The 22,007-nt window shown below is 65.9% G+C and carries 22 protein-coding genes; 5 read left to right on the forward strand and 17 right to left on the reverse strand.

Annotated features, from left to right (window positions below; translation table 11 throughout):
• Positions 1 to 279: 279 nt before the first annotated feature.
• From FFI87_RS26305 to FFI87_RS26320, 4 genes are all read right to left on the reverse strand, one after another.
• Entirely contained in the window at positions 280 to 1,548 is a 1,269-nt protein-coding gene (locus tag FFI87_RS26305) for an RNA polymerase sigma factor (protein WP_012365584.1), read from the reverse strand.
• Positions 1,545 to 1,961, reverse strand: a complete 417-nt coding sequence (locus FFI87_RS26310; RefSeq protein ID WP_138850168.1) for a VOC family protein — start codon at positions 1,959 to 1,961, stop codon at positions 1,545 to 1,547. The genes FFI87_RS26305 and FFI87_RS26310 overlap by 4 nt, the downstream gene beginning before the upstream one ends.
• A gap of 26 nt (positions 1,962 to 1,987) precedes the next feature.
• Positions 1,988 to 2,410, reverse strand: a complete 423-nt coding sequence (locus tag FFI87_RS26315; RefSeq protein ID WP_138850167.1) for a YciI family protein — start codon at positions 2,408 to 2,410, stop codon at positions 1,988 to 1,990.
• A gap of 125 nt (positions 2,411 to 2,535) precedes the next feature.
• A complete protein-coding gene (locus tag FFI87_RS26320; RefSeq protein WP_138850166.1) occupies positions 2,536 to 2,889 on the reverse strand; it encodes a YciI family protein in 354 nt (117 codons plus the stop codon).
• A 208-nt stretch (positions 2,890 to 3,097) separates the two neighbouring features.
• Between FFI87_RS26320 and FFI87_RS26325 the strand changes: the two genes are divergently transcribed.
• The 5 genes from FFI87_RS26325 to FFI87_RS26345 all read left to right on the forward strand — a co-directional run bounded on the left by FFI87_RS26325 (position 3,098) and on the right by FFI87_RS26345 (position 7,559).
• Positions 3,098 to 4,897: an ExeM/NucH family extracellular endonuclease gene (locus FFI87_RS26325; RefSeq protein ID WP_138850165.1), complete on the forward strand. Its 1,800-nt coding sequence runs from the start codon at positions 3,098 to 3,100 to the stop codon at positions 4,895 to 4,897.
• Between the two features lie 34 nt (positions 4,898 to 4,931).
• Positions 4,932 to 5,210, forward strand: a complete 279-nt coding sequence (locus tag FFI87_RS26330; protein ID WP_138850164.1) for a hypothetical protein — start codon at positions 4,932 to 4,934, stop codon at positions 5,208 to 5,210.
• A 25-nt stretch (positions 5,211 to 5,235) separates the two neighbouring features.
• Positions 5,236 to 5,625, forward strand: a complete 390-nt coding sequence (locus FFI87_RS26335; RefSeq protein ID WP_011660445.1) for a YqjD family protein — start codon at positions 5,236 to 5,238, stop codon at positions 5,623 to 5,625.
• Between the two features lie 70 nt (positions 5,626 to 5,695).
• Positions 5,696 to 6,280, forward strand: a complete 585-nt coding sequence (locus FFI87_RS26340) for a YSC84-related protein (RefSeq protein WP_012365579.1) — start codon at positions 5,696 to 5,698, stop codon at positions 6,278 to 6,280.
• A gap of 226 nt (positions 6,281 to 6,506) precedes the next feature.
• Positions 6,507 to 7,559 carry an AI-2E family transporter gene (locus FFI87_RS26345; RefSeq protein ID WP_041490006.1) on the forward strand — a complete coding sequence of 351 codons (1,053 nt, stop codon included), beginning with the start codon at positions 6,507 to 6,509 and terminating at the stop codon, positions 7,557 to 7,559.
• 262 nt (positions 7,560 to 7,821) lie between these two features.
• Here FFI87_RS26345 and FFI87_RS26355 read toward each other — a convergent pair whose 3' ends face one another.
• The 13 genes from FFI87_RS26355 to wecB form a co-directional block, all read right to left on the reverse strand.
• Positions 7,822 to 8,838: an NADP-dependent oxidoreductase gene (locus FFI87_RS26355; RefSeq protein ID WP_138850163.1), complete on the reverse strand. Its 1,017-nt coding sequence runs from the start codon at positions 8,836 to 8,838 to the stop codon at positions 7,822 to 7,824.
• Positions 8,839 to 8,873: 35 nt separating this feature from the next.
• Entirely contained in the window at positions 8,874 to 9,662 is a 789-nt protein-coding gene (locus tag FFI87_RS26360) for an SDR family oxidoreductase (protein ID WP_138850162.1), read from the reverse strand.
• 438 nt (positions 9,663 to 10,100) lie between these two features.
• Positions 10,101 to 10,688, reverse strand: a complete 588-nt coding sequence (locus FFI87_RS26370; RefSeq protein WP_041490005.1) for a phosphatase PAP2 family protein — start codon at positions 10,686 to 10,688, stop codon at positions 10,101 to 10,103.
• 81 nt (positions 10,689 to 10,769) lie between these two features.
• On the reverse strand, positions 10,770 to 12,086 hold the full coding sequence (locus tag FFI87_RS26375) for an Nramp family divalent metal transporter (protein WP_138850160.1): 1,317 nt from the start codon (positions 12,084 to 12,086) through the stop codon (positions 10,770 to 10,772).
• Positions 12,087 to 12,165: 79 nt separating this feature from the next.
• A complete protein-coding gene (locus FFI87_RS26380; protein ID WP_012365573.1) occupies positions 12,166 to 12,933 on the reverse strand; it encodes a WecB/TagA/CpsF family glycosyltransferase in 768 nt (255 codons plus the stop codon).
• Positions 12,930 to 14,114 (reverse strand): aspartate-semialdehyde dehydrogenase, encoded by a 1,185-nt coding sequence (locus FFI87_RS26385; RefSeq protein ID WP_261378585.1) that lies wholly within the window; start codon positions 14,112 to 14,114, stop codon positions 12,930 to 12,932. Before FFI87_RS26385 ends, FFI87_RS26380 begins: the two co-directional genes overlap by 4 nt.
• A gap of 23 nt (positions 14,115 to 14,137) precedes the next feature.
• Complete coding sequence (locus FFI87_RS26390; protein WP_012365571.1) at positions 14,138 to 14,944, reverse strand: heparin lyase I family protein; 807 nt, start codon at positions 14,942 to 14,944, stop codon at positions 14,138 to 14,140.
• A 1-nt stretch (position 14,945) separates the two neighbouring features.
• Complete coding sequence (locus FFI87_RS26395) at positions 14,946 to 16,052, reverse strand: glycosyltransferase family 4 protein (protein WP_244096921.1); 1,107 nt, start codon at positions 16,050 to 16,052, stop codon at positions 14,946 to 14,948.
• An 11-nt stretch (positions 16,053 to 16,063) separates the two neighbouring features.
• On the reverse strand, positions 16,064 to 17,326 hold the full coding sequence (locus FFI87_RS26400; RefSeq protein ID WP_315852897.1) for a hypothetical protein: 1,263 nt from the start codon (positions 17,324 to 17,326) through the stop codon (positions 16,064 to 16,066).
• A 40-nt stretch (positions 17,327 to 17,366) separates the two neighbouring features.
• Positions 17,367 to 18,185, reverse strand: coding sequence for a glycosyltransferase family 25 protein (locus FFI87_RS26405; RefSeq protein ID WP_012365568.1), 819 nt, complete (start codon positions 18,183 to 18,185; stop codon positions 17,367 to 17,369).
• Between the two features lie 10 nt (positions 18,186 to 18,195).
• Positions 18,196 to 19,437, reverse strand: a complete 1,242-nt coding sequence (locus tag FFI87_RS26410; protein ID WP_261378586.1) for an oligosaccharide flippase family protein — start codon at positions 19,435 to 19,437, stop codon at positions 18,196 to 18,198.
• Positions 19,438 to 19,531: 94 nt separating this feature from the next.
• Positions 19,532 to 20,788 carry a UDP-N-acetyl-D-mannosamine dehydrogenase gene (gene wecC, locus FFI87_RS26415; RefSeq protein ID WP_012365566.1) on the reverse strand — a complete coding sequence of 419 codons (1,257 nt, stop codon included), beginning with the start codon at positions 20,786 to 20,788 and terminating at the stop codon, positions 19,532 to 19,534.
• A gap of 23 nt (positions 20,789 to 20,811) precedes the next feature.
• Positions 20,812 to 21,996, reverse strand: coding sequence for a non-hydrolyzing UDP-N-acetylglucosamine 2-epimerase (wecB, locus tag FFI87_RS26420; RefSeq protein WP_138850155.1), 1,185 nt, complete (start codon positions 21,994 to 21,996; stop codon positions 20,812 to 20,814).
• Between the last annotated feature and the right edge of the window lie 11 nt (positions 21,997 to 22,007).

The following is a 22,007-nucleotide window of genomic DNA, read 5'->3' on the forward strand; positions in this document are numbered from 1 at the left end:
TCTTGAAATTAAATTCGTACTTGTCCCATTATTTTTTAACGGGACGAATAGGACATTTCATTTATCTCATAAAAATATTGGTCAATCCCGTCAAGACGACTCGCCTCGTGCGCACCGGCTCGTCGCGTGCCGCCCATCTCGCGCGGCGCGGCAAGCCGCCAGCTCACCACAACGCGCGAGCTTGACCGAATGGCTGGACGCACCGGGCGATGCGATGAATTGCGCGAATGACGGAATGTATTTCGCCAACCGGTAAGGCGTGACGGCGCAAGCTTCCGCTCATGCATCCATCGCACGCTTGAGCAGCAGTTCGCGCTCGCGCTCGTTGCGGGTCAACTCCGCGGCGCGGCGGAATTCGAGCTTCGCCTCGTCGGTGCGACCGAGCTTCGCGAGCAGATCGCCGCGCACGCTCGGCAGCCAGTGATAACGCGCGAGCGCGGGATCGTCGCGCAGCGCATCGACGAGTTCGAGTGCCGCGGCCGGCCCGAACGCCATCCCGACGGCCACTGCGCGGTTCAGTTCGACGACCGGCGACGGCGCGACTTCGGCGAGCGCGTCGTACAGCGCGACGATCTGCGCCCAGTCCGTTTCCGACGCGTGCCGCGCACGCGCGTGGCAGGCAGCCAGCGCGGCCTGCAGCGCATACGGCCCGCGCACGCCGCCGAGCTTCGTCGCCCGTTCGAGCGCCGCGAGACCGCGCCGGATCAGCAGTTGATCCCAGCGGCTGCGATCCTGGTCGAGCAGCAGCACGGGCCGGCCCTGCGCATCGATGCGCGCATGCATGCGCGACGCCTGCAGTTCCATCAGCGCGACGAGCCCGAGCACTTCGCTCTCGTCCGGCGCGAGCCCGGCCAGCACGCGACCGAGCCGTAGCGCCTCGTCGCACAGCGCCGGACGCATCCAGTCGTCGCCCGCCGTTGCCGCATGCCCTTCGTTGAACACGAGATAGATCACTTCGAGCACAGACGCGAGCCGCGCCGGCCGCGCGTCGGCGGCCGGCACCTCGAACGGGACGCGCGCCGCCGCGAGCGTGCGCTTCGCGCGCACGATGCGCTGCGCGATCGTCGGTTCCGGCGACAGGAATGCGCGCGCGATCTCACCCGTGGTCAGCCCGCCGAGCAGCCGCAACGTCAGCGCGACGCGCGCATCGGTCGACAGCACCGGATGGCACGACGTGAAGATCAGCCGCAGCAGATCGTCGCCGATGTCGTCGTCGCTCGCATCGGCCAGCGCCTCCGCGATGTCGGGGACGACGTGCGCTTCGAGCGCGTCCATTTCATGGCCGAGCTGGTCGCGCTTCGCCGCGTGCAGCGACTCCTGCCGGACCCGGTCGAGCGCGCGCCGCTTCACGGCCGTCATCAGCCATGCGGCCGGGTTGTCGGGCACGCCGTCGACGGGCCAGTGCTCGAGCGCCGCGACGAGCGTGTCCTGCGCGAGTTCCTCGGCCACGCCGACGTCGCGCACCACGCGCGCGGCGCGGGCAATGATCTTCGGCGCCTCGATTCGCCAGACGGCCTCGATCGCACGATGGGTCGCCTCGCGCGTCACGACGCCGGCTCCTGGCTGGCCGCGTCCTGCTCCGCGTAGACCAGCCCCCATTCGTGGCCGTCCGGGTCGGCGAAGTCGTGGGTGTACATGCCTGGATACGTCTGCGGCTCACGCGGCACCGCACCGCCGGCCGCCCGCGCCTTCGCGACGACCGCGTCGACCTCGGCACGGCTGTCGCACGACAGGCACGGGAGTACCTGCACGTGCGTCGCCGGTTCGACGATGGTCTTGCCGGTGAAGGTCTGGAAGAACGGCCGCACGAGCAGCATCACGAAGATCGCGTCGCTGATCCGGATGCAGGCGCCCTGCTCGGTCGTGTAGGCCGGCACGACCTCGAAGCCGAGCGCGACGTAGAACGCCGTCGCGCGCGGCAGGTCGGCCACCGGCAGGTTGATGAACACCATCCTGTGCATGAAGATCGCTCCTGGTGACGACGGGTTCAGACGGGCTGGCCGCGTCCGACGTTGAGGTCGCGGAACCGCTCGACCGCGTCGCTGGGCGTCAGGTCGTCGAGTTCGAACAGCGGACGCACCTCGATCTCGCAGTCCATTTCCGCACCGAACGGCGCGGGGAACCGGCGCGTCCATTCGAGCGCCTCGTCGCGCGAGCGCACCTGGATCAGTGTATAGCCGGCGATCAGTTCCTTCGTCTCCGCGAACGGGCCGTCGACCACCGTGCCCTTGCCGCCCGTGTATCGCACGCGCCAGCCGCGCGCGCTCGGCCGCAGGCCGTTCGCATCGAGCAGCACGCCGGCCCTGGCCAGTTCCTCGTGATAGACCGTCATTGCCTCGACCAGCCGGTTGTCCGGCAATGCGTCGGATTCGCTGACGGCGTTCGCCCGGATCATGATCATGAATCGCATCGTTCGCTCCTTGTCGTCGGTGGAAAGCGGCGTCCGTTCATCGGCGCCTCATACGGACGACGGGTGACAGGCTGCCGGATCGACGTGCCGCGCGACGAGCTCGGGTAAACACCAGGGCGCAGCCGTCACAGGAAGCACGGGCCGACCGCGCGCACTTCGACCGTGCACCATTGTGCCGCCGGGCACTGCCGCGCGATCTCGATCGCTTCGTCACGCGTGTCGACGTCGACGATGAAGAAGCCGCCGACCATTTCCTTCGCCTCGGCGAACGGGCCGTCGACGAGGCGCGTCTCGCCGTCGCGCACCTCGACACGCGTCGCGCGTTCCGAGCGCTCCAGCGACTCGACGCCGCGCAGCACGCCGCGCGCTTTCAGCGTCTCGGCGAAATCGACCATTCGCGCGTAAAGCGCCTGCCCGTCTTCGAGCGTGCGTTCGGCGCGCTGGCCGGTCGGTTCGACAATCAACAGCATGTAGGACATGGAAATCTCCTGTTTGGGGGCCGTGCGCGGAAACGCCCGGATCGCAGGCCGGAATGACACGTCAGGTGCGAAGCGTAACAGCCCCGGCCGGCCTTGCCGTCATCGTTGGCCATTCGGCACTGGCCTGATGGCCAATTCGATCGCGGCACGCGATTTTGCCGTCAAGATGCGTCCCGAACCTTCGAATTTTCTTCCTGTGTGCCACGCCATGTCACTCCTGCCGTCACCGCTCGCGCTTGCCGCTTTTCTCGTGCTGTCCGTTCCCGCCACCGCCGCGCTGCCGGTCAGCGCGGTCTGCGGCGGCGCCACCACCGCGATCGCCGACATCAGGCATCCCGCGGGCGGCTCCCCCCTGGCCGGACACACCACGTCGATCGAAGCAATCGTCACCGCGGCGTTCGGCGGCCCCGATGGCTTCGGCGGATTCTTCGTCCAGCAGGCGGACGCGCAGCGGCGACACCGGCCGGGCGTGCCGGAAGGCCTGTTCGTATATGCGCCGCATGCGCATGTGCAGCCGGGCGAGCGCGTGCACATTATCGGCAGGATCGAACAGAAATACGGCCGGACGCAACTCACGTTGGCGGGCCGCGTGGCCGTCTGCGCGCGCGGGCAGAGCGTCATGCCGGCCGCGCTGATGCTGCCGGTCGACAGCGAATCCGTATTCGCCGCGCATGAAGGCATGCGGGTGCGTTTCCCGCAAACGCTGACGGTCAGCGATACTTACGAACTCGGCCGCTACGGCAGCATCGTGCTCAGCCGTGGCCGCCTGTACACGCCGACTCACGTGGCGCCGCCGGCCGAAGCCGCTACGCACGCGGCGGCCAATGCACGCAACCGCGTCGTGCTCGACGACGGTTCGAACCGCGTGAACCCTGCAACCGCCCGCTATCCGCCGCCTGCGCTCAGCGCCGCCAACACGCTGCGCGCGGGCTATACGGTGCGCGGCATCGAAGGCGTGCTCGAGCGGCGCTTCGGCACGTGGCGATTGCAGCCCGTATCGTCCTCGCCACCCACCTTCGATGCCGCGTCGAATCCGCGTGCCGATGCACCGGCACGGCATCCGCAAGCCGACGTGCGGGTCGCGTCGTTCAACGTATTCAACTACTTCAACGGCGACGGCGCGGGCGGCGGCTTCGGCGATCCGTCCGGCCGCGGCGCGAAGACGCCCGCCGCCTTCGCGCGGCAGGAGGCGAAGATCGTGGCCGCGCTGCGTGCGCTGCGCGCCGACGTGATCGGCCTGATGGAAATCGCGAACAACGGCCACGGCCCGGCGAGCGCCGTGCAGCGGCTCGCGGCCCGGCTCGGCGGCGGCTGGCGCGCGGTCGATCCCGGCACCGCACGGCTCGGGCGCGATGCGATCGCGGTCGCGCTGCTGTATGACAGCCGGACGATCGAGCCCGTCGGGCGCGTCGCGACCGTTGCGCTCGACGGCCGGAATCGCCCGCCGCTCGCTCAGACGTTCCGTCGCGTCGGCGGCACCCGCGCGTTCACGGTCGCGGTCAATCACCTGAAGTCGAAGAACTGCCCGCACGCCGCCGGCCCGGATCTCGACCAGTCGGACGGCCAGGGCTGCTGGAACGCGACGCGCACACGCGCGGCCGAACGCGTCGCCGCGTGGCTTGCGACGTCGCCGACCGGCGCCGCGGCCGACGGCGTGCTGCTGATCGGCGATCTGAACAGCTACGCGAAGGAAGATCCGCTGCGCGCGCTCGAATCTCGCGGTTACGCCAACCTCGTCGCCCGCTTCGCCGGCAATGCCGGCTACACGTATGTATTCCGCGGCGAAGCGGGCAACCTCGACCACGCACTCGCGACGCCGCCGCTCGCCGCCCGCGTGAAAGCCGTGCATGCCTGGCACATCAACGCCGATGAACCGATTGCACTGCAAGCCGTGCCCGATTACAAAACCCCGGCGCAACAGGCCGCCTATTACGCGCCCGATGCATACCGTTCGTCGGATCACGATCCCGTCGTCATCGACCTTGCGCTGGAGGAAGGCGCCACCTGAAGCAGGGCGGGCACAATCCCTGCTCCACGAAAGCATGGCGAGTAGTGCAATTGCATCAACAGAACGCATGCAATGGCACTATTTACCTGACAGGCCGGGCGACGCCATATTTACCGGGCTTTTCACGCCCGGCAAGGGTTGTCCTTATGTCGCTTCGCTCGATCTCGAAATTTTTTCAACCGCTGTCCGGCCCCATCTCGCGGGGCTCCCAAGGGATCTTGCCGACGAATTGAAAATTTGTCTCGAAACTCAATTGGCTGATTTGAATCACACAGGTTGCTGGGATTCGTCTTATCTTCAAATTGGCCTGTAAATCAAATCGAAGGAGGATAAACACCATGGCGCTCACCGACTCGATCGAACACAAGCTGGATCGCGGCCTGTCCGAAATCCGTCGCACCGGCCGGCGTGTCGGACGCACGACGCGCTCGGCTGCCCACGACCTGCATGCGGATGTGACCGACGATCTGCGCGGGCTGGTCGACGAACTGGAAGACCTGCTGAAGAACGATGGCGACGGCGATATCGCCGCGTTGCGCAAGCGGGTGCAGGCGCGGCTCGACGAAGCGCGCAGCACGCTCGACTACGCGTCGGGCACCGCGGCCGCCCGGCTGCGCGAATCCGCCGAACGCGTGTCGCAAGCCGTGCACGACAACCCGTGGCAGACCGCGGGCGTTGTCGCGGGCCTCGCGTTCGTCGCCGGCCTGCTCCTTTCTTCCCGCCGTTGAACGGGGCCGGCCGCCCCGCTGCACGCACCCGGACCGTCCGTCCTCAACCCGACAACGAAGGAGAATCGCCATGCAGAAATCCCTCGCCCTGAAAGCCGCCACCGCCGTCATGGTCGGCAGTCTCGCCCTTGCCGGTTGCACCATGACGTCCGACAAACCCGACAACGCGGCAGCCAGCGCGTCGAAACGCCAGTCGATCGACGCGAGCGTGAACGCGACGCTGTCGCGCCTCTATTCGACGGTGCCGGGCTCGCGTGAGCTCGTCGCGAAATCGCGCGGCGTGCTCGTGTTCCCGAACGTGCTGCAGGCCGGTCTGATCGTCGGCGGCCAGTCCGGCAACGGCGCACTGCGCGTCGGCGGCAACACCGTCGGCTACTACAACACGTCGTCGCTGTCGGTCGGCCTGCAGGCCGGCGCGCAATCGAAGGCGATCGTGTTCCTGTTCATGACGCAGGATGCGCTCGACTCGTTCCGCAAGTCCGAAGGCTGGTCGGCCGGCGCCGACGCGTCCGTCGCGGTCGTGAAGGTCGGCGCGAACGGCGCGGTCGATTCCAACACGGCCACCGCACCGGTCCAGGTACTGGTGCTGACCAACGCCGGCCTGATGGGCGACCTGTCGGTGAACGGCACCAAGATCACCCGGCTCCACATCTGACGATCCGGCGCGGCGGCGCCGCGCCCCTCCCGGCCAACGCCGCGGCTTCGCCCGCGGCGTTTTCGCGTGCGCCACGCGCAGCGGCTATGATGGCGACACCTTTGCGGGCATACTGCCGGTCGGGCCGCCCGCAGCGTGCTTCGCCGCGAACCCGTGACGTTCGCGAGCCGATCGCGCCCGAGGCAACGAGATTCAATCAAACCAGGCATCAATGCGCGAACCATCCATGGAAAGCGGACACGATCACCAAAAATTCTTCTATTTCCTGCTGTTCGCGGTCACCGTCGGACTGTGCTGGATACTCGCGCCGTTCTCCGGCGCCGTCTTCTGGGGCACCATTCTCGCGATCCTGTTCCAGCCGGTGCAGCGCTGGCTCGCCGCGCGTTTCGGCAAGCGGCGCAATCTCGCCGCGCTCGTGTCGATGTCGCTGATCATCCTGATCGTGATCCTGCCGCTCGTGTTCGTCACGGCGACGCTCGTGCAGGAAATCGCGTACGTGTACCAGGAACTGAAGGACGCGCAGCCGAATTATTCGCGGTACTTCCACGACATCATTCACGCGTTGCCGACGTCGATCCAGAACCTGCTGCAGAAATACGGGCTGTCCAACATCCCCGGCATCCAGAAGAAGCTGACCGACGGCGCCGCGCAGATCAGCCAGTTCGCGGCCACCCAGGCGCTCAGCATCGGCCAGAACACATTCCAGTTCGTCGTCAGCTTCGGCGTGATGCTGTACATGGTGTTCTTCCTGCTGCGCGACGGCGGCGAGATCGGCCGCCGCGTGCGCCGCTCGATACCGCTCGACGAAGAGCACAAGAACCTGCTGCTCGCGAAGTTCACGACGGTGGTGCGCGCAACCGTGAAAGGCAATATCGCGGTCGCGCTCGTGCAGGGCGCGCTCGGCGGCCTGATCTTCTGGATCCTCGGCATCGAGGGCGTCGTGCTGTGGGGCGCGCTGATGGCGTTCCTGTCGCTGCTGCCGGCGATCGGCGCGAGCCTCGTGTGGATACCCGCCGCGCTCTACTTCCTCGCGATCGGCGCGATCTGGAAATGCGTGATCCTCGTCGCGTTCTGCGTCGGCGTGATCGGCCTCGTCGACAACCTGCTGCGCCCGATCCTCGTCGGCAAGGACACGAAGATGCCCGACTGGGTCGTGCTGATCTCGACGCTCGGCGGGATGGCGCTATTCGGGATCAACGGCTTCGTGATCGGACCGCTCGTCGCCGCGCTGTTCATGGCAAGCTGGGACATCTACGCGCGCTCCGAACAGGGGGAATGACTCCGCGCGTCACGGATGACGAATCCCGATCACGACGGGCGCCACGGCGCCCGTTTGCATTTCCGGCCCGGCCACCGTGCGTTGCCTTCGTTCGCATGTTTCGCCTCCCTTCTCGCCGCGCCAATGAAAACGGCGGCGTGACGCGCATGTCACGCCGCCGTTTGCCGGCGATTACTGTAAGGCGAGCGACCGAAACGATCGATGGGACGAGTCCTAAAACGATGCACGGCGGTTCGAACTCAATGCGCGCCGCTGCTGCCGCTCACGCGTCGGGATCGACGCGCAGCACGAGCTTGCCGCGATGGTCGCCGTCGAACAGGCGATTGAGCACGTCGGGGGCGTTTTCGAGCCCGTCGGCCACGGTTTCCTCGGCCTTGAGGCGGCCGTCGCGCAGCCAGCCGGCGAGCGTCTGCACCGCTTCGCGGCTCTTGCGGTAGTCGAGGATCAGGAAGCCGCGCATCGTGATGCGCTTCGAGATCAGCACGCCGACGTCGTCCGCCGCGCGGCCGCTGTTGTAGTTCGAGATCACGCCGCACAGCGCGACACGCCCGCCGATCACCATCCGCGACAGCACCGCGCGCATCACTTCGCCGCCGACGTTCTCGAAGTTCACGTGCACGCCGTCCGGCGTCGCCGCCTTCAACTGCTCACGGAAATCGTCGGCCTTGTAGTCGACGGCCGCGTCGAAGCCGAGCGTCTCGGTCAGGTAGCGGCACTTGTCCGCGCCGCCCGCGATGCCGACCACCCGCGCGCCGTGGATCTTGCCGATCTGGCCGGCGATCGAGCCGACCGAGCCGGCCGCCGCCGACACGACGAGCGTCTCGCCGGGCTGCACCGGCGCGATGTCGGTCAGCCCGTAGTACGCGGTCAGGCCGCTCATCCCGCACGCGCCGAGCAGCGTCGGCAGCGGCAGGCCAGACTGCGCGGGCAGCTTCACGAGCTGCGCGGCCTGGTCGGCCGCGACGACCGCATAGTCCTGCCAGCCGACGAGCCCCTGCACGAGGTCGCCTTCCGCGAAACCCGCGTGGCGCGACCCAACCACGCGCCCGATGCCGAGCGCGCGCATCACCTCGCCGATCGCGACGGGCGGCAGGTATTGCGGCACGTCGCTCATCCATACGCGGTTGGTCGGATCCATCGACAGATACAGCACGCGTACGAGCACTTCGCCGTCGGCGAGCGCCGGCACGGGTGTTTCGGCGAGCGAAAAGTGTTCGCGGCCGACCCGCCCTTCCGGGCGCGTTTTCAGCAGCAGCTGGCGGTTCACGGGTGTCGACACGATGTTCTCCTCCGGTTGATATTGTCGATTGCGCGTCAGACCGCGCACATGCCGCCGTCGATCACGAGTTCGGCGGCCGTCATGAAGCGGCTTTCGTCCGACGCCAGATAGACGGCCGCATGCGCGACGTCGTCCGGATCGCCGAGCCGGCGCAGCGGAATGCCGCGCGCGAGCTTGCGCGTCGCGTCGCGTTCGCCGAGCGACTGGAACAGCGGCTCGACGATCCCCGTGCGAATGAACGCCGGGTGAATCGAGTTGCAGCGCACGTCGAGCTCGCGGCGCGCGCAATCGATCGCGACCGACTTCGTCAGCGACGCGACCGCGGCCTTCGACGCGTTGTACGCGGTGAATTCCGGCTCGACCTTGAACGCGGCCACCGACGAGATGTTGATGATCGACGCCGGCCGGCTCGCGCCGAGGTACGGCAGCGCATGCTTGCAGCCGAGCACGATGCTCTCGACGTTGATCGCCATCACGCGCCGCCACTCGTCGATCTCGATCTGCGCAGGCGTGCCGATCGACCCGACGCCCGCATTGTTGACGAGCACCGACAAGCCGCCCATCGCTTCGTTCGCCTGCGCGAGCAGCGCCTGCCAGTGTCCCTCGTCGCGCACGTCCTGCGTGGCCGCGAACGCGACAGGCGCCGCGTGCCCCGCATTGAGTTCGTGCGCGAAGGTGTCGAGCACGGCCGCGTCGGCGATGTCGGTCAGGAACACGCGCGCGCCCTGCTCGACCATCCGGCGCGCGATCGCGCGTCCGAGGCCGCCGGCGGCGCCCGTGATGTACGCGCACTTGCCTGCGAGGCGCGAGGAAACGACTGTCATGGGACCTGCTCCTATCGTGAATCGTCGTGGCGTACCGGTGCCGCGACGACGGTTGCCGTGCGCCGGCCGACGGCCGCGCGGTTTGCGCGAGTATAGCGAGCCGGTCGCACCGCGCCGGCCCCATTGGGCAGGCCGCCGTTGCAGGCCCCGATCAAACGAACGCCAGCGTACGCGATTGCCGCCGATCGATGAAATGAATATTCGTAATGCCCGGTCATAGATGCGGCTGATGGCCTTGGCACCCGCGACCGCAGCCGGTGCAACGCGCGGGCGCAGGCGCAGCGCGGCCGATTACCGCGAATACCGATGCGAGGAAGGCCCCACGCGGGCGTTTGCCGATGACAGGGAGCGAATGAAACAAGAAATAACGCGCGGGCACCCGCCGGAGCGACGACCGCATCCGGCACCGGGGCATCGATGCCCCGAAACCAACCGCCGTCAGAACCCGTCGCCGGACGCGCGCATGAACGCGCAGACCTGCGGGGAATGCGTGTCGATCATCTGCTGGAACGGTGCGCGATTGCCGTACGCGATGCCGGACACGAGCAGCAGGCAGACGGCCGCGATGTGCGGGGAGGACGAGCGCTTGTGCGCGTGGGCGTAGGCGCGCAGGAACACGAGCGCGACCAGCGCGCCGAGCAGCCAGCCGACGACGACTTCGGGCATCGTATGCGAATGGTCGAACACGCGCGCGGCGGCCGTCACCGCGCCGACGGCGAGACCGGCCGCCACGCCCGGCGCCTTGCCCGGACGAAACGCCTGCCACAGCATCGACAGCGCGACGGTCCACACGGACGTCGACAGCATCGTATGCCCGCTGATCACGCGGAAATCGAACTGCGGGATCTCGACCCCGCAGCCCGCATAGAGAATCTTGGTCGCCCCGACCAGGCTCATGCCGGCCGCGAGCAGCACGATCCAGCGCACCGCGAGCCGCCAGTTGGACAGCGCGAGCCAGACCGCGCACGTCAGCGCGACCGGCAGGGTCAGCGCGGCGTCGCCGAGGTTGCTGATTTCACTCCACATAACACACATCGAACCGCTAGCGAAAGGGGGCAGTTTACCGCAAGCGCGTGCCGCGCCTGTTTCAGCCTGTGACAGCCTGTATCAGCCGGCGACACCCGAAATCAGCAGCAGGTTGGTGCCGGTGATGACGACGAACAGCGCCCATGCGGCGAACTGCATCTTGCGGCCGATCACATGCTCGCCCATCGTTTTGCGATCACTGACCGACTGGATCAGCGGCCACATCGCAAACGGCAGTTGCAGGCTCAGCAGCACCTGGCTCCACACGAGCAGTTGTCCGACCGACCCTTCGCCCAGCCACAGCACGCCGATCAGCGCGGGCACCAGCGCGAGCCCGCGCGTGATCAGCCGACGCTGGTAGCACGGGATTTTCGTGTGCAGGAAGCCGTCCATGATCACCTGGCCGGCGATCGTGCCGGTCAGCGTCGAGCTCTGGCCGGACGCGAGCAGCGCGATGCCGAACAGCAGCGCGGCCGCGCCGCCCGCGATCGGCGTGATCAGCCGGTACGCCTGTTCGATGTCGGTGACGTCGTGCTGGCCGGTCGCATGGAACGCCGCGCCCGCGACGATCAGGATCGCCGCATTGACGAGCATCGCGACGAACAGCGACACGCAGGTATCGATCCGCACCAGCGCGAGCGTGTCGCGAATCAGGCCGCGCGCGCCGCCGACGACATGGCGCGTCTGTACGACCGACGAATGCAGATACAGGTTGTGCGGCATGATCGTCGCGCCGACGATGCCGAGCGCGAGCACGATCGCGTCCTTGCTGTCGTGGCCGGGGTTGCCCGGCACGAGCCCCTTCGCGACCGCATGCCAGTCGGGCGGCGTGATCGCGACCTGCGCGACGAAGCAGAACGCCATCGTCGCGATCAGCCCGAGCACGATCGCCTCGATCTGCCGGACGCCCTTGCCCTGCAGCCCGAGCACGATCACCGTGTCGAGCGCGGTCAGCACGATCCCCCACGCGAGCGGCACGCCGAGCAGCAGCTTGAATGCAAGCGCGCAGCCGAGCACTTCGGCGATGTCGCACGCGATGATCGACACCTCGGCCGTCACCCACTGCACGACGCGGCCGAAGGGGCCGTAACGATCGTAGCTGGCCTGCGCGAGATCCTTGCCCGCGACGAGGCCGAGCCGCGCGGCGAGCATCTGCAGGAAGATCGCGGCAAGGCTCGAGAACGCGACGACCCACAGCAGCGAATAGCCGAATTGCGAGCCGGCCTGGATGTCGGTGGCCCAGTTGCCGGGATCCATATAGCCGATCGCGACCAGCAGGCCGGGGCCGAAGAAGCGCTTGAGCTTCATCCAGCGCGACGCGCCGGCGTCGATCGTAATGCTGCCCTTTACTTCCGACGGGCAGAAGGGGGCGGTGGCGGTAGTGGGGAGCAAGGGCATGGGCTTGACGCGATCAATAATGCCCTGATTGTACGGAAATGAAGGCTTCGTGGGAGGCGCGCATGCCCCGCCTGACGCGTCAATGCCCGGCGCGCCCCGTCGGCAGGCGCCGCGGCCGGGCCGTCATACGGGCGCGCAGCAGCATCCACGCGAATCGGCTGTTCGTCGTCCAGTAACGCCTCCACATGCGTCGCGGCTCCTGAAGCACACGAAACAACCATTCGAGACCGGCCTTCTGCATCCAGCCCGGCGCTCGCCGGACTTTGCCGGCAACGACATCGAACGTGCCACCCACGCCCATCACGAAATCGACGCCCATTTCGGCCTTCCATCGATTGATGAAATTCTCCTTTCGAGGCGACGTGATCGCGACGAAAAGCAGCCGTGCACCGGACGCGCGAATCATGGAAATCACGGCTTCCTCGTCGTCCCAGAAATAGCCGTGATGCATCCCCGCGATCTTCAAGCGCGGATATTTCTTCTGGACAGCGCATGCCGCCCCGGTTACAACGGCATCGGTACCGCCGAGCATGAAGATCGGCAACGCCTCCTGCTGCGCCATCCGCAACAACCGATCGAACAGGTCGATGCCGGCGACGCGCTCGGCGACCGGATAGCCGAGCGTACGCGCGCCCCACACCACGCCCATGCCGTCGATATTGATGATGTCGCACGCCCGCACCGACCTTGCCAGTTCCTCGTCGGCCTGCATATTGACCAGCTTTGCGACGTTGACCACCACATGCTGGGTGAATTGCCGATGCGCAATGCGATTACGGATCAGTTCGACGGTCTCCGACATCGTCGCGACATCCATCGGACAACCGAACAACTCGATGCGGTTCATATGATTTCCCGTTCAGGTAGACGCGCGTCGGCGGTATTGGCGGCACGCGCTCGGTTCGCGAGCAACGCGATGGAGTAGAACGCCCACGCTTGAGTCCACCGCAAATAGTCGATCCGATTCGTGAAGCGTGCGCCGCGCTGGTAGACGAAGCGCCCCTTTGCCGGCATGTAGAGCGTTTCGACCGCGCGCTCGAATACGCGCACGGCCAACGCATAATCCGCTTCCGACGTCGAGACGGTCAGCAACGTGATCAGCGCCTGTGCGACAGAGTGCATGTCGAGCGGCCAAATCGTGTCGTCGTAGTACTTGACGGTGCCGTCGGAGAGAAAAAACGTGTCGCGATAATAGGCGAGCCCGAGGTCGATCGATTTCGCGAACACCTGGGTGCCGCACGTATGTTGAAGCCGCTGCAGTGCTTCGAGGTTATATCCCGTATGGAATCCATCGACGAACCCGTGATGATCGCGCAGCCCGTACGCCCACGCGCCGTCCTCCCGCTGCATGGAGACCGTCAATCTCGCCGCCGACATCGCGCGTTCACGCATCGACGTGTCCCTGACGCGCACACCCGTTTCGGCAACGAACGCCGCGCTCCACAGATTCGCGTTGTGAACAAAGGCGGGTTCACCCGGGATGTAGGCGAAATAACCCGATCCTTGATGCGGCAGGTAAAGCGAATCAAGAAAATGGCCTGCATCGATCGCCACATCGGTGAATCGCGCGTCCCCGGTGGCGATGCCGAGCGCGTACAACGCACGCGCCACATAGCAGGTGCTGATCGCGTTCGGCGTGCCGACCGGCACGAAGAACGCCCTCGCCGCCCAGTCGAAGTGATAGCCCCACGCGCTATGGCGCCAGCGCTTGCGGTCCACTCGGTGCGCCAGCAGCCAGTCGCCGAGTGCGCACGCTTCGTCGAGATTCGCCCCGTCGCCGGTCCGTTGTTCGCGCTCGAGCAGGCCGAGCACGATGAGGGCGACGCCCTTCGGATTGCGCATGCGCGGAACACCGAGGATCTGCCTGAAATTGAGCGGGCTGCGCTTGTGCACTTGCAACCACGCAATGCTGGCAAACGGCAGTTTCGACAACCCCGTCCATCTGAACAAGCGGCTGTTCAAACCGTCGAACGGGTCGTGGCCGGCATGCGCGTGTCGGCGGCAATGCGCCAGCACGCCATCCGACACCTGGGCGGGATCCGGTCGTGCGCTCATTGCCTGGCCTTCCTGTCGCCCACCGCGACCTTGCCGAAGTACAGCGTTATGGCGTCGATATCCGACGGGTCTGTCTGCCAGCCTGGTTTATATACGCCGAATTTCAGATAGGCGTTCACGTCGCCGGGATATGCATTCGGCTTTCCGCTCCCCTCGAACACGCTCGTGCCGTTTTTCCACAGGTGCGTGATCGCGTGCTCGCCGCTTGCGTCGGGCGTGTACTGGAGTACCCAGTCGACCCATTTCCCGCGGTCGTCGGATGCGCAGCAAAGACTCCCGCCATATCCATGGACGGTATTGGTCCCGCCGCGGACGGAGAACGTGTACTCATTGCCAAGCAGCGTCAGCATGAACGGCGGCGACCCCGTCAAGCCGCTCTGGTGAATCTGCGTGATGATCTCCATTTGCTGACGATCGAACGCAAAATCTCGCGGCAGATAGGTGCGCCACCAAATCAGATAATCGTGCCCGGGAGAGAAGACGATCTCGCGGGGCAACGTGAATTCCGCGCGCGGCAATCCATTGATCAGGTACGCGAAATTCTCGCTCTTTTGAATCTGCACGCGAATCGACCGACGTGCGGGATCCGCGGGATCCGCCACCCACGTGATGTCCGAGCGCCGGGCCTCCTGGAATTCGAGGTCGCCGATTCCGCTTCGCCAGTCGTTCGTGTAGATCGGCCGGTAGGACTCGACGTGCACCGATTTCGTTAAATCGGACGCAGCCGCCGTCGCGTCGGCCGCAGCCGCCATGCCGATGCACACCGCCACCAGCGCACGTCGAAAATCTCGCTTTGCATTCATATCAGCTCCATCCGACTATGTGTCGATAACAATCCACATACCGAGCAACGACTCTCTCGGTCGTGTACAAACGGTGTGCGCGCTCGCGGGCGGCGCGCCCCATTCGTTCGCGAAGCGCCGGATCGCGGGCAATGTCGCGAATGACTCGCGCGAGTGCCGCCGCATCGTCCGGCTCGACCAGATATCCGGTGACGCCGTCATCGACCAGTTCGCCCAGGCCGCCCACGCGAGTCGCCACGACCGGTAACCCGTAAAACATCGCCTCCAGCGCGGCAATACCGAACGATTCGAACCGGCTCGGCAGACAGAACAGCGTTGCCTCTTGATAAAAGCGGGATTTGTGCGAACCGGCGAGCCAGCCGGCAAATCGAACGCGATCGGCCACGCCCAAGCGCTCGGCGTAAGCCTTCCACCGCCGTGTGTCGCCTTCGCCCGCCATCACGAGATCAAGCGGGCCGCTCGTCAGATTCACTGCCGCCAGCGCTTCGATCAACGCCTCGAGCCCTTTCTGCTCGGACAACCGACCGGCGAACGCGATGTACGGGCGGTCGGGAACCGCCACTGGCGACGGGCGCGCTTTCTGCGCGTCGACTGCCGTGTTCGAGATGACGCGGGCATCGTCTGCACCATTTCTGAACCGGTTCAGCACACGTGCACTCGCTTCCGAGACGCCTATCGCGGCATCCGCGCTGCCCACGAACCAGGCCACCGCCATACGCGTCAACGGCCCCGCCCGATCCGTAAAGCGATCGAAATTTCCCGAGTGAAGATGGAAGACGACACGCCGGCGACAGAGTTTCGCGATCCGGCACAGGAGCAGCTTGCGGTAGAACGATCCTCGCTCGGAGACGTGAAAGTGCACCACGTCCACACTCCAGACGACACGGAGAAATCGCGCGACGTCCAGCCACGCGAAACCCGCCGCGTCGCGGACTTTGCGAAAACCGTGCGTTCCGACGAACGCCAGCTGAATCGACGCATCCGCAAATGCATCGCGCTGCGCCACCAGTTCGTCCAGAACCGACGCGACTCCGCCTCGCTGGCCGTACCCGGGACCGACATGCAACACACGTATCCGGCGCGTGCCGGCCGGCCCTTGCACGCTCATCGAAATCCTTGTCATATGCACCCTCTCTCCCGGGCCGCCCGCTGCATGTCGCGCCGGATCATGACCGCGACCAACGCGAGAAACGGACTGATGACGGCCGACCCCAACACGTGCCCGGCCGTCGATGCCATGGCGATCAGCACGGCAAAGAACAGCCGGCCGAATCTCCGCGATGCGGTTCGTGGCCCACGGCGCACGAATGCACGCGAGAGCGCGATGAAATACACGCTGAAAAGCGGCAATCCCAGCATCAGGATCAAATCGGGAATGTCGATCTCGACCATGTAGCGCACGACCGGATATCCGCCCGTCAGCAATGCGGCGAAATTGCTCTGTTCCAGATCGTCCCAGACGTTGGCGAATTTCAGGTTGCGCCCGGAAAGCAGCAGCGTGAGGACCTTGTCGCTGCCGATACGTCCGCCCTGATGCGAGAAATAGCGCAGGCTCAGTTCCACCGCGCCGTTCACCGCGGGAATGAACAGATACGCGAGGATCGCGGACGACACCAGCACCGCGATAGTCGTGCCGACATAGCGGGTTGCCTTGATGGCGTCGAACCGGGCATAACAATAGGCGCAGGTCATCCCCAAAGCACCGATCACCGCGCCTTTCGTCCCGGACAGCATCGCCGAGACCAGCATGCATGCCGTCAGCGCCACGCTGCGCGTGCTCCAGCCGCGTGTCAGTGCATGCAGGTAGCCGAACCCGAGCGCAACGACGATCAATGCCGCGGCTTCGTTCTGGGCATAGACGATCCCCTTGTATCCCGATCGAATGTGCGTCTCCGCCTGATAGCTGCGGAACATTTCGATCGACATCGCCGCGCCCGTCACGATCGATGCGCCGTAGATCAGCAGTACGACGAATACCGCGGATTCGATCTGTGCCAGGCGCCGGTCGCTGAGGAGCGCCATGGCCGCCGGATAGACGAAGAACGAAAACACCTTCAGCACGAACACGCTCTGCTCGATCACCTCGCGATCGGTCAGCCTGCCGAACACATAGGCGCCGAGCGTCACGCAGGCCGCCAGCATCGCCGCAACCGTCACACGAACGCCCGACATCCTCGCGCGCAACCCCGACAGCGTGACCGCCAGAAGGCCGGTGATCATCACACCGCGGACGAGCAACGAGATGCGCGCATCGTCCCCGTGCGATGCCGCGCTATTCGTCATGTAGACGGACAGGAAATCGCCGAGCGGCGACAGGACGAGGCCGATCCCGAGGATGGCCCATACCAGCGTCGCGGCGATTCGCGTGGCCGGATCGGTCACGCGTCGCGGCGAACGGGCGCCGTACGAGAAGCGAAGGCTGTCATCCATGGCGAGCGAAGAGTTTGTCGCGCGACGCAGTGATGGCCAGCGTCGCCACGATCAGCCAGCGAAACACGGCACGCACGACGCGCAGCGGTTTGAACAACAGTTCGAGCGTACCGTGACGCCGCGACGACAGCGCGGCGCGTCCCGCTTCGATGGCGCTCGGCATCGTCTCGAATGCCTCCCATACGGCATACGGACGCAACTCGGCGATACGCAACCCGCCGTGATCCCGATGCCACGGCCAGTCGTCGAGCACCGCCCCGACCGGACCGCGCGCATGTTCGAGCGCCTTGCGCGCGCCGTGCACACTGATCCAGTAACCGACCGCTCCGCTCGTCCATTGCTTGAACGGCACGCCGATCTGAAGTCCGCCGATCCGCCGGGCCCGCTTCAGTGGCTCGTACAGATAGGCCTGCGCCGCGCGGTCGCGGGACAGCTTCGAGCGGCCCAGCAGCACGAAATCCGCATGGTCCGAAAGCAACTCACCGGGCGTCGACAGGAAACGTTCGAACAGCGCGTCGTCAAGCATCGCGTCGTCCTCGAGGACGATCGCCGCGCGCCCCGACCGGACGATTTTTTCCCACACGCGGACATGACTCATGAAGCAGCCGACTTCACCGCGGCTCAGCGGTCGTCCGTAGCGCGCGATGACCCGCACGGTATCCGTCATGGCGGAACACGCGTCCGCGTCGAGCGCCCGTGCATCGAATGCGTCCTCGAAGTCGAAATCGACGCCATGACGGCCAACGGCTCGCCGAATCGTCGCGCGTCTCGGAGAATCGGCCAGCGAAATCACGTGAATGGCAAATGTCATGGAGCGTTCCTCATGCCTTCGCCCGTCGCGCGAAGTGTTCGCGCAGCGTCGCCGAGCGGACGGTCCAGATCGCGAAGGTCACGAGCAATGCGATCTCGGCAATCAGGTACGCGACAGCCGCGCCGACGGCGCCAAATCGCGGAACCAGCAGCAGTGCGAGCAATACGTTCAGCAATCCCGCCGCGAGCATCACACGGGCGCGTCGCCGCGTGCCTCCGAACGGCACCAGCACCTGCAGGCCGAGGAAATAGGCAAGATTGCCGAACAATGTCGACAGGCAGAGCACATTCACCACCGACGACGCGCCGGCGAACTTCTCTCCCAGCACGAGCCGGGTCAGCATGTCCGACGTCGACAGGCAAATCGCGATGCCGATACCCGTCACGAACACGATCGCGATGCCGCCGGATACCGTGAGGCGCGCTGCCGCGCGCGCGCCTTCCGGCTGCCGATCCGCGAATAGCGCGGAAATGCGCGAGTAGAGAACGGTGTTGATCTGGGCAGGCACCATGTTGCCCGCGGTCTTCAGCTTGTCCGCGGCGGCGTACAGTCCCACCTGATACGGCCCGGCGATAGCACCAACGATCACCGCATTGGCGGCACTGAACAAGCTGACCGACGCGGTCGAGACGAACATGTCGGCACCCGCGATCAACTGCGCGCGAATCGCGCGCCAGGAAAGACGCCGGTAGCCCAGCAATCCCAGGCGACGGGCCATCAGCATCGACCCGCCTGCCGCGAGCACCGACGTCAGCGACTGGATCGCGATCGCCATGTCGACGTCAGCCGGCGAGTGGACCAGCCAGAATGTCAGCGGTAGCGCGACGAACCGGCTTGCCAGCGCGACGACGGTGAATGACGAGAACCGCTCGAGGCCCTGCAACAGCCAGTTGAGCGTCCAGACGTTCGCGATCACACCCAGCCAACCGATCCAGATCGCCGTGGACATGGCGGCGAGCGTGCGGTCGGCCATCAGCACGACGGCCAGAATCGCACACGAAGCCACGCACAGGCACGCCTTCGCGCCGACGATCGACCAGACCAGCTCGCTCAACCGCTGCGAATCGCCGCGGTATTGCGCGACCGCTCGCGGGCCGCTCAGGTTGAACCCCCATTCGGTCAGTATCGTTCCATACACCGTCAGCGCCGTCACATAGCCGACCACGCCGAACTGTGCCGGGCCGAGCACCCGGGTCAGATAGGGAAACGTGGCGAGCGGAACGACATACATGCCGATCTGCCACAGCAGCATCGCGGCAAGATTGCGGCCGAGCCCCGCCGCGCCCGGCCGCGAGCCGGACGAAGTCATCGCGCGGGTTGCGTTCGACATGCGTGCCGTCATCGGATCAGGCCACCTGCCGTTCGCGCGCCAGCAACCCACGCGTATCGATCACGATCTTCGTGTGCAGCTTCATCGGATCGATCCGCTTGAATTGCCGGTGATCGACGAGAATGACCACGATATCCGCACGCGCGAGCGCATCGGCGATTTCGCCGAGCATCACGCGCCCTTCCAGCGACGCCGGAAGCTGACGGATGTTCGGTTCGACGGCGATGACCTGCCCGACCTCGCGATTCGCCAGTTCCCGGACGATGCCCACGGCGGGGCTTTCGCGCAGGTCGTCGATGTCGGCCTTGAACGCGAGCCCCAAGCATGCGATCACCGGCTCGCGAAAGCGTTTCGCAACATGCTCGATGCGGTCCAGTACGTAGTTCGGTTTGTCGTCGTTGACGGTACGCGCGGTGCGGATCAGGCGCGCGTGCTCGGGCGCGGAGTCGACGATGAACCACGGATCCACGGCGATGCAGTGTCCGCCCACGCCGGGGCCCGGTTGCAGGATGTCGACGCGCGGATGCCGGTTCGACAGCCGAATCAGTTCCCACACGTTGATATCGAGCGACTCGCAGATGACCGACAGTTCATTGGCGAACGCGATATTGACGTCGCGGAACGAGTTCTCGGTCAGCTTGCACATCTCCGCTGTCCGCGCGTCGGTCAATACGCACTCGCCGCGCACGAAGACCCGATACAGCTCGGCGGCCAGCTCACTGCACCGGCGGGTCATGCCGCCGATCACACGATCGTTTTCCACCAGTTCGCGGATCACGTGCCCCGGCAGGACGCGCTCCGGGCAGTGGGCTATCCGGATATCCGACTGCTCGCCGGCCTGCTGTGGGAACGTAAGATCGGGCCGCATCGCGGCCAGCCATGCGGCGATCTTCTCCGTCGTGCCGACCGGAGACGTCGATTCCAGCACGATGAGATCGCCCTTCTTCAGAACCGGTCCGATCGCGCGGCTTGCCGCTTCGACATAAGTCAGATCCGGCTTGTGTCCTGCGGCGAACGGCGTCGGCACCGCGATCAGGAAGGCATCGGCCGGCTCGACCGTATCGGTCGCCCGCAGGTGTCCTTGCGTCACCGCCGCGCGCACGAGCATGTCGAGCTCCGGCTCGACGATATGCACCTCGCCGCGATTGATCGTGTCGACCGTCGCGCGGTTGACGTCGACGCCGACCACCGATTTACGTCGCGCCGCAAATGCGGCGGCAGTCGGCAAGCCGATGTAGCCGAGGCCGATTACGGAAATGACATCGAAAGACATGAATGGATCTCGCTGTATTGTGATTAGGCTTCACACGAGCCGGCCGGCCAGGGCTGCGCCGTGCGGGAATCGGACGGGGCGGCCGTCAGCAGGTCGACGATGCGCTCGCTTGCGTGGCCGTCGCCGTATGGGTTGTGTGCCCGGCTCATCGAGCGGTATACGTCCGGGCACTCCCACAGCTGCGTGACCTCGCTGACCAGCCGGTGCGCGTCGGTGCCGACCAGACGGACCGTGCCGGCCGCGACGGCTTCCGGACGTTCCGTCGTGTCGCGCATCACGAGGACCGGCTTGCCGAGCGACGGCGCTTCCTCCTGTATGCCTCCCGAATCGGTCAGGATCAGCCACGCGCGACTCATCAGATAGACGAACTGCAGATACTCCTGAGGCTCGATCAGGATGATGTTTTCAATGTCGCCGAGCATGCGTGTCACCGGCTCGCGGACGTTCGGATTCAGATGCATCGGATAGACGATCCGGCACTCGGGAAAGCGCGTCGCGATCGCCGCCAGTGCATTGCAGATCTGTTCGAAGCCCGAGCCGAAATTCTCGCGCCGGTGCCCCGTGACGAGAATCATTCGGCGCTCGTCGCTCAGGAACGGAAATGCGGCACGCATTCGCGCGCGCAGTTCCGGCTCGACTGTCAATCGTTCGGTCACCGTCAGCAACGCGTCGATGACCGTATTGCCCGTCACGTGAATCCGGTCGGCACACACGCCTTCGGACAGCAGGTTCGCCTTCGACGTCTCGGTCGGCGCGAAATGATGCAGAGCGAGCGCGCCGGTCATTTTGCGGTTGGCCTCCTCCGGCCAGGGTGCGTACAGGTTCCCCGTCCGCAGGCCGGCTTCCACGTGTCCGACCGGAATGCGGCGGTAGTAGGCCGCAAGCGAAGCACCCAGCGTCGTCGTGGTGTCTCCATGCACCAGCACGAGATCCGGCCGGAACGACTCGAGCACCGGATCGAGCGACGTCAGGATCTGCCCGGTCAGATCGCCGAGCGTCTGCCCGTTGCGCATCAGGTCGAGATCGAAATCGGGCACGATGCCGAACAGGCCGAGCACCTGATCGAGCATCTGCCGATGCTGCGCGGTCACGCATACCGCGCATCGCACGCCGACGCGGGACTTCAGGCGGCGCACGACGGGCGCCATCTTGATGGCTTCCGGGCGCGTGCCGAAAGTGACGAGAATGTTTTCATGGCGGACGGTCATCGGCTTCTCCC

The organism is Burkholderia sp. KBS0801, assembly GCF_005937855.2.
Taxonomy (GTDB): Bacteria; Pseudomonadota; Gammaproteobacteria; order Burkholderiales; family Burkholderiaceae; genus Burkholderia; species Burkholderia ambifaria.

Excerpts from the sequence above, each read along its gene's own strand:
- FFI87_RS26410 (WP_261378586.1), bottom strand. The coding sequence starts at position 19,437 with ATGCTGCTGTGGCAGATCGGCATGTATGTCGTTCCGCTCGCCACGTTT.
- FFI87_RS26320 (WP_138850166.1), bottom strand. The coding sequence starts at position 2,889 with ATGTCCTACATGCTGTTGATTGTCGAACCGACCGGCCAGCGCGCCGAA.
- wecC (WP_012365566.1), bottom strand. The coding sequence starts at position 20,788 with ATGTCTTTCGATGTCATTTCCGTAATCGGCCTCGGCTACATCGGCTTG.
- FFI87_RS26375 (WP_138850160.1), bottom strand. The coding sequence starts at position 12,086 with ATGCCCTTGCTCCCCACTACCGCCACCGCCCCCTTCTGCCCGTCGGAA.
- FFI87_RS26360 (WP_138850162.1), bottom strand. The coding sequence starts at position 9,662 with ATGACAGTCGTTTCCTCGCGCCTCGCAGGCAAGTGCGCGTACATCACG.
- FFI87_RS26315 (WP_138850167.1), bottom strand. The coding sequence starts at position 2,410 with ATGCGATTCATGATCATGATCCGGGCGAACGCCGTCAGCGAATCCGAC.
- FFI87_RS26335 (WP_011660445.1), top strand. The coding sequence starts at position 5,236 with ATGGCGCTCACCGACTCGATCGAACACAAGCTGGATCGCGGCCTGTCC.
- FFI87_RS26380 (WP_012365573.1), bottom strand. The coding sequence starts at position 12,933 with ATGAACCGCATCGAGTTGTTCGGTTGTCCGATGGATGTCGCGACGATG.
- FFI87_RS26340 (WP_012365579.1), top strand. The coding sequence starts at position 5,696 with ATGCAGAAATCCCTCGCCCTGAAAGCCGCCACCGCCGTCATGGTCGGC.
- FFI87_RS26330 (WP_138850164.1), top strand. The coding sequence starts at position 4,932 with ATGGCGAGTAGTGCAATTGCATCAACAGAACGCATGCAATGGCACTAT.
- FFI87_RS26395 (WP_244096921.1), bottom strand. The coding sequence starts at position 16,052 with ATGAGCGTGCAAGGGCCGGCCGGCACGCGCCGGATACGTGTGTTGCAT.
- FFI87_RS26325 (WP_138850165.1), top strand. The coding sequence starts at position 3,098 with ATGTCACTCCTGCCGTCACCGCTCGCGCTTGCCGCTTTTCTCGTGCTG.
- FFI87_RS26370 (WP_041490005.1), bottom strand. The coding sequence starts at position 10,688 with ATGTGGAGTGAAATCAGCAACCTCGGCGACGCCGCGCTGACCCTGCCG.
- wecB (WP_138850155.1), bottom strand. The coding sequence starts at position 21,996 with ATGACCGTCCGCCATGAAAACATTCTCGTCACTTTCGGCACGCGCCCG.
- FFI87_RS26345 (WP_041490006.1), top strand. The coding sequence starts at position 6,507 with ATGGAAAGCGGACACGATCACCAAAAATTCTTCTATTTCCTGCTGTTC.
- FFI87_RS26390 (WP_012365571.1), bottom strand. The coding sequence starts at position 14,944 with ATGAATGCAAAGCGAGATTTTCGACGTGCGCTGGTGGCGGTGTGCATC.
- FFI87_RS26405 (WP_012365568.1), bottom strand. The coding sequence starts at position 18,185 with ATGACATTTGCCATTCACGTGATTTCGCTGGCCGATTCTCCGAGACGC.
- FFI87_RS26310 (WP_138850168.1), bottom strand. The coding sequence starts at position 1,961 with ATGCACAGGATGGTGTTCATCAACCTGCCGGTGGCCGACCTGCCGCGC.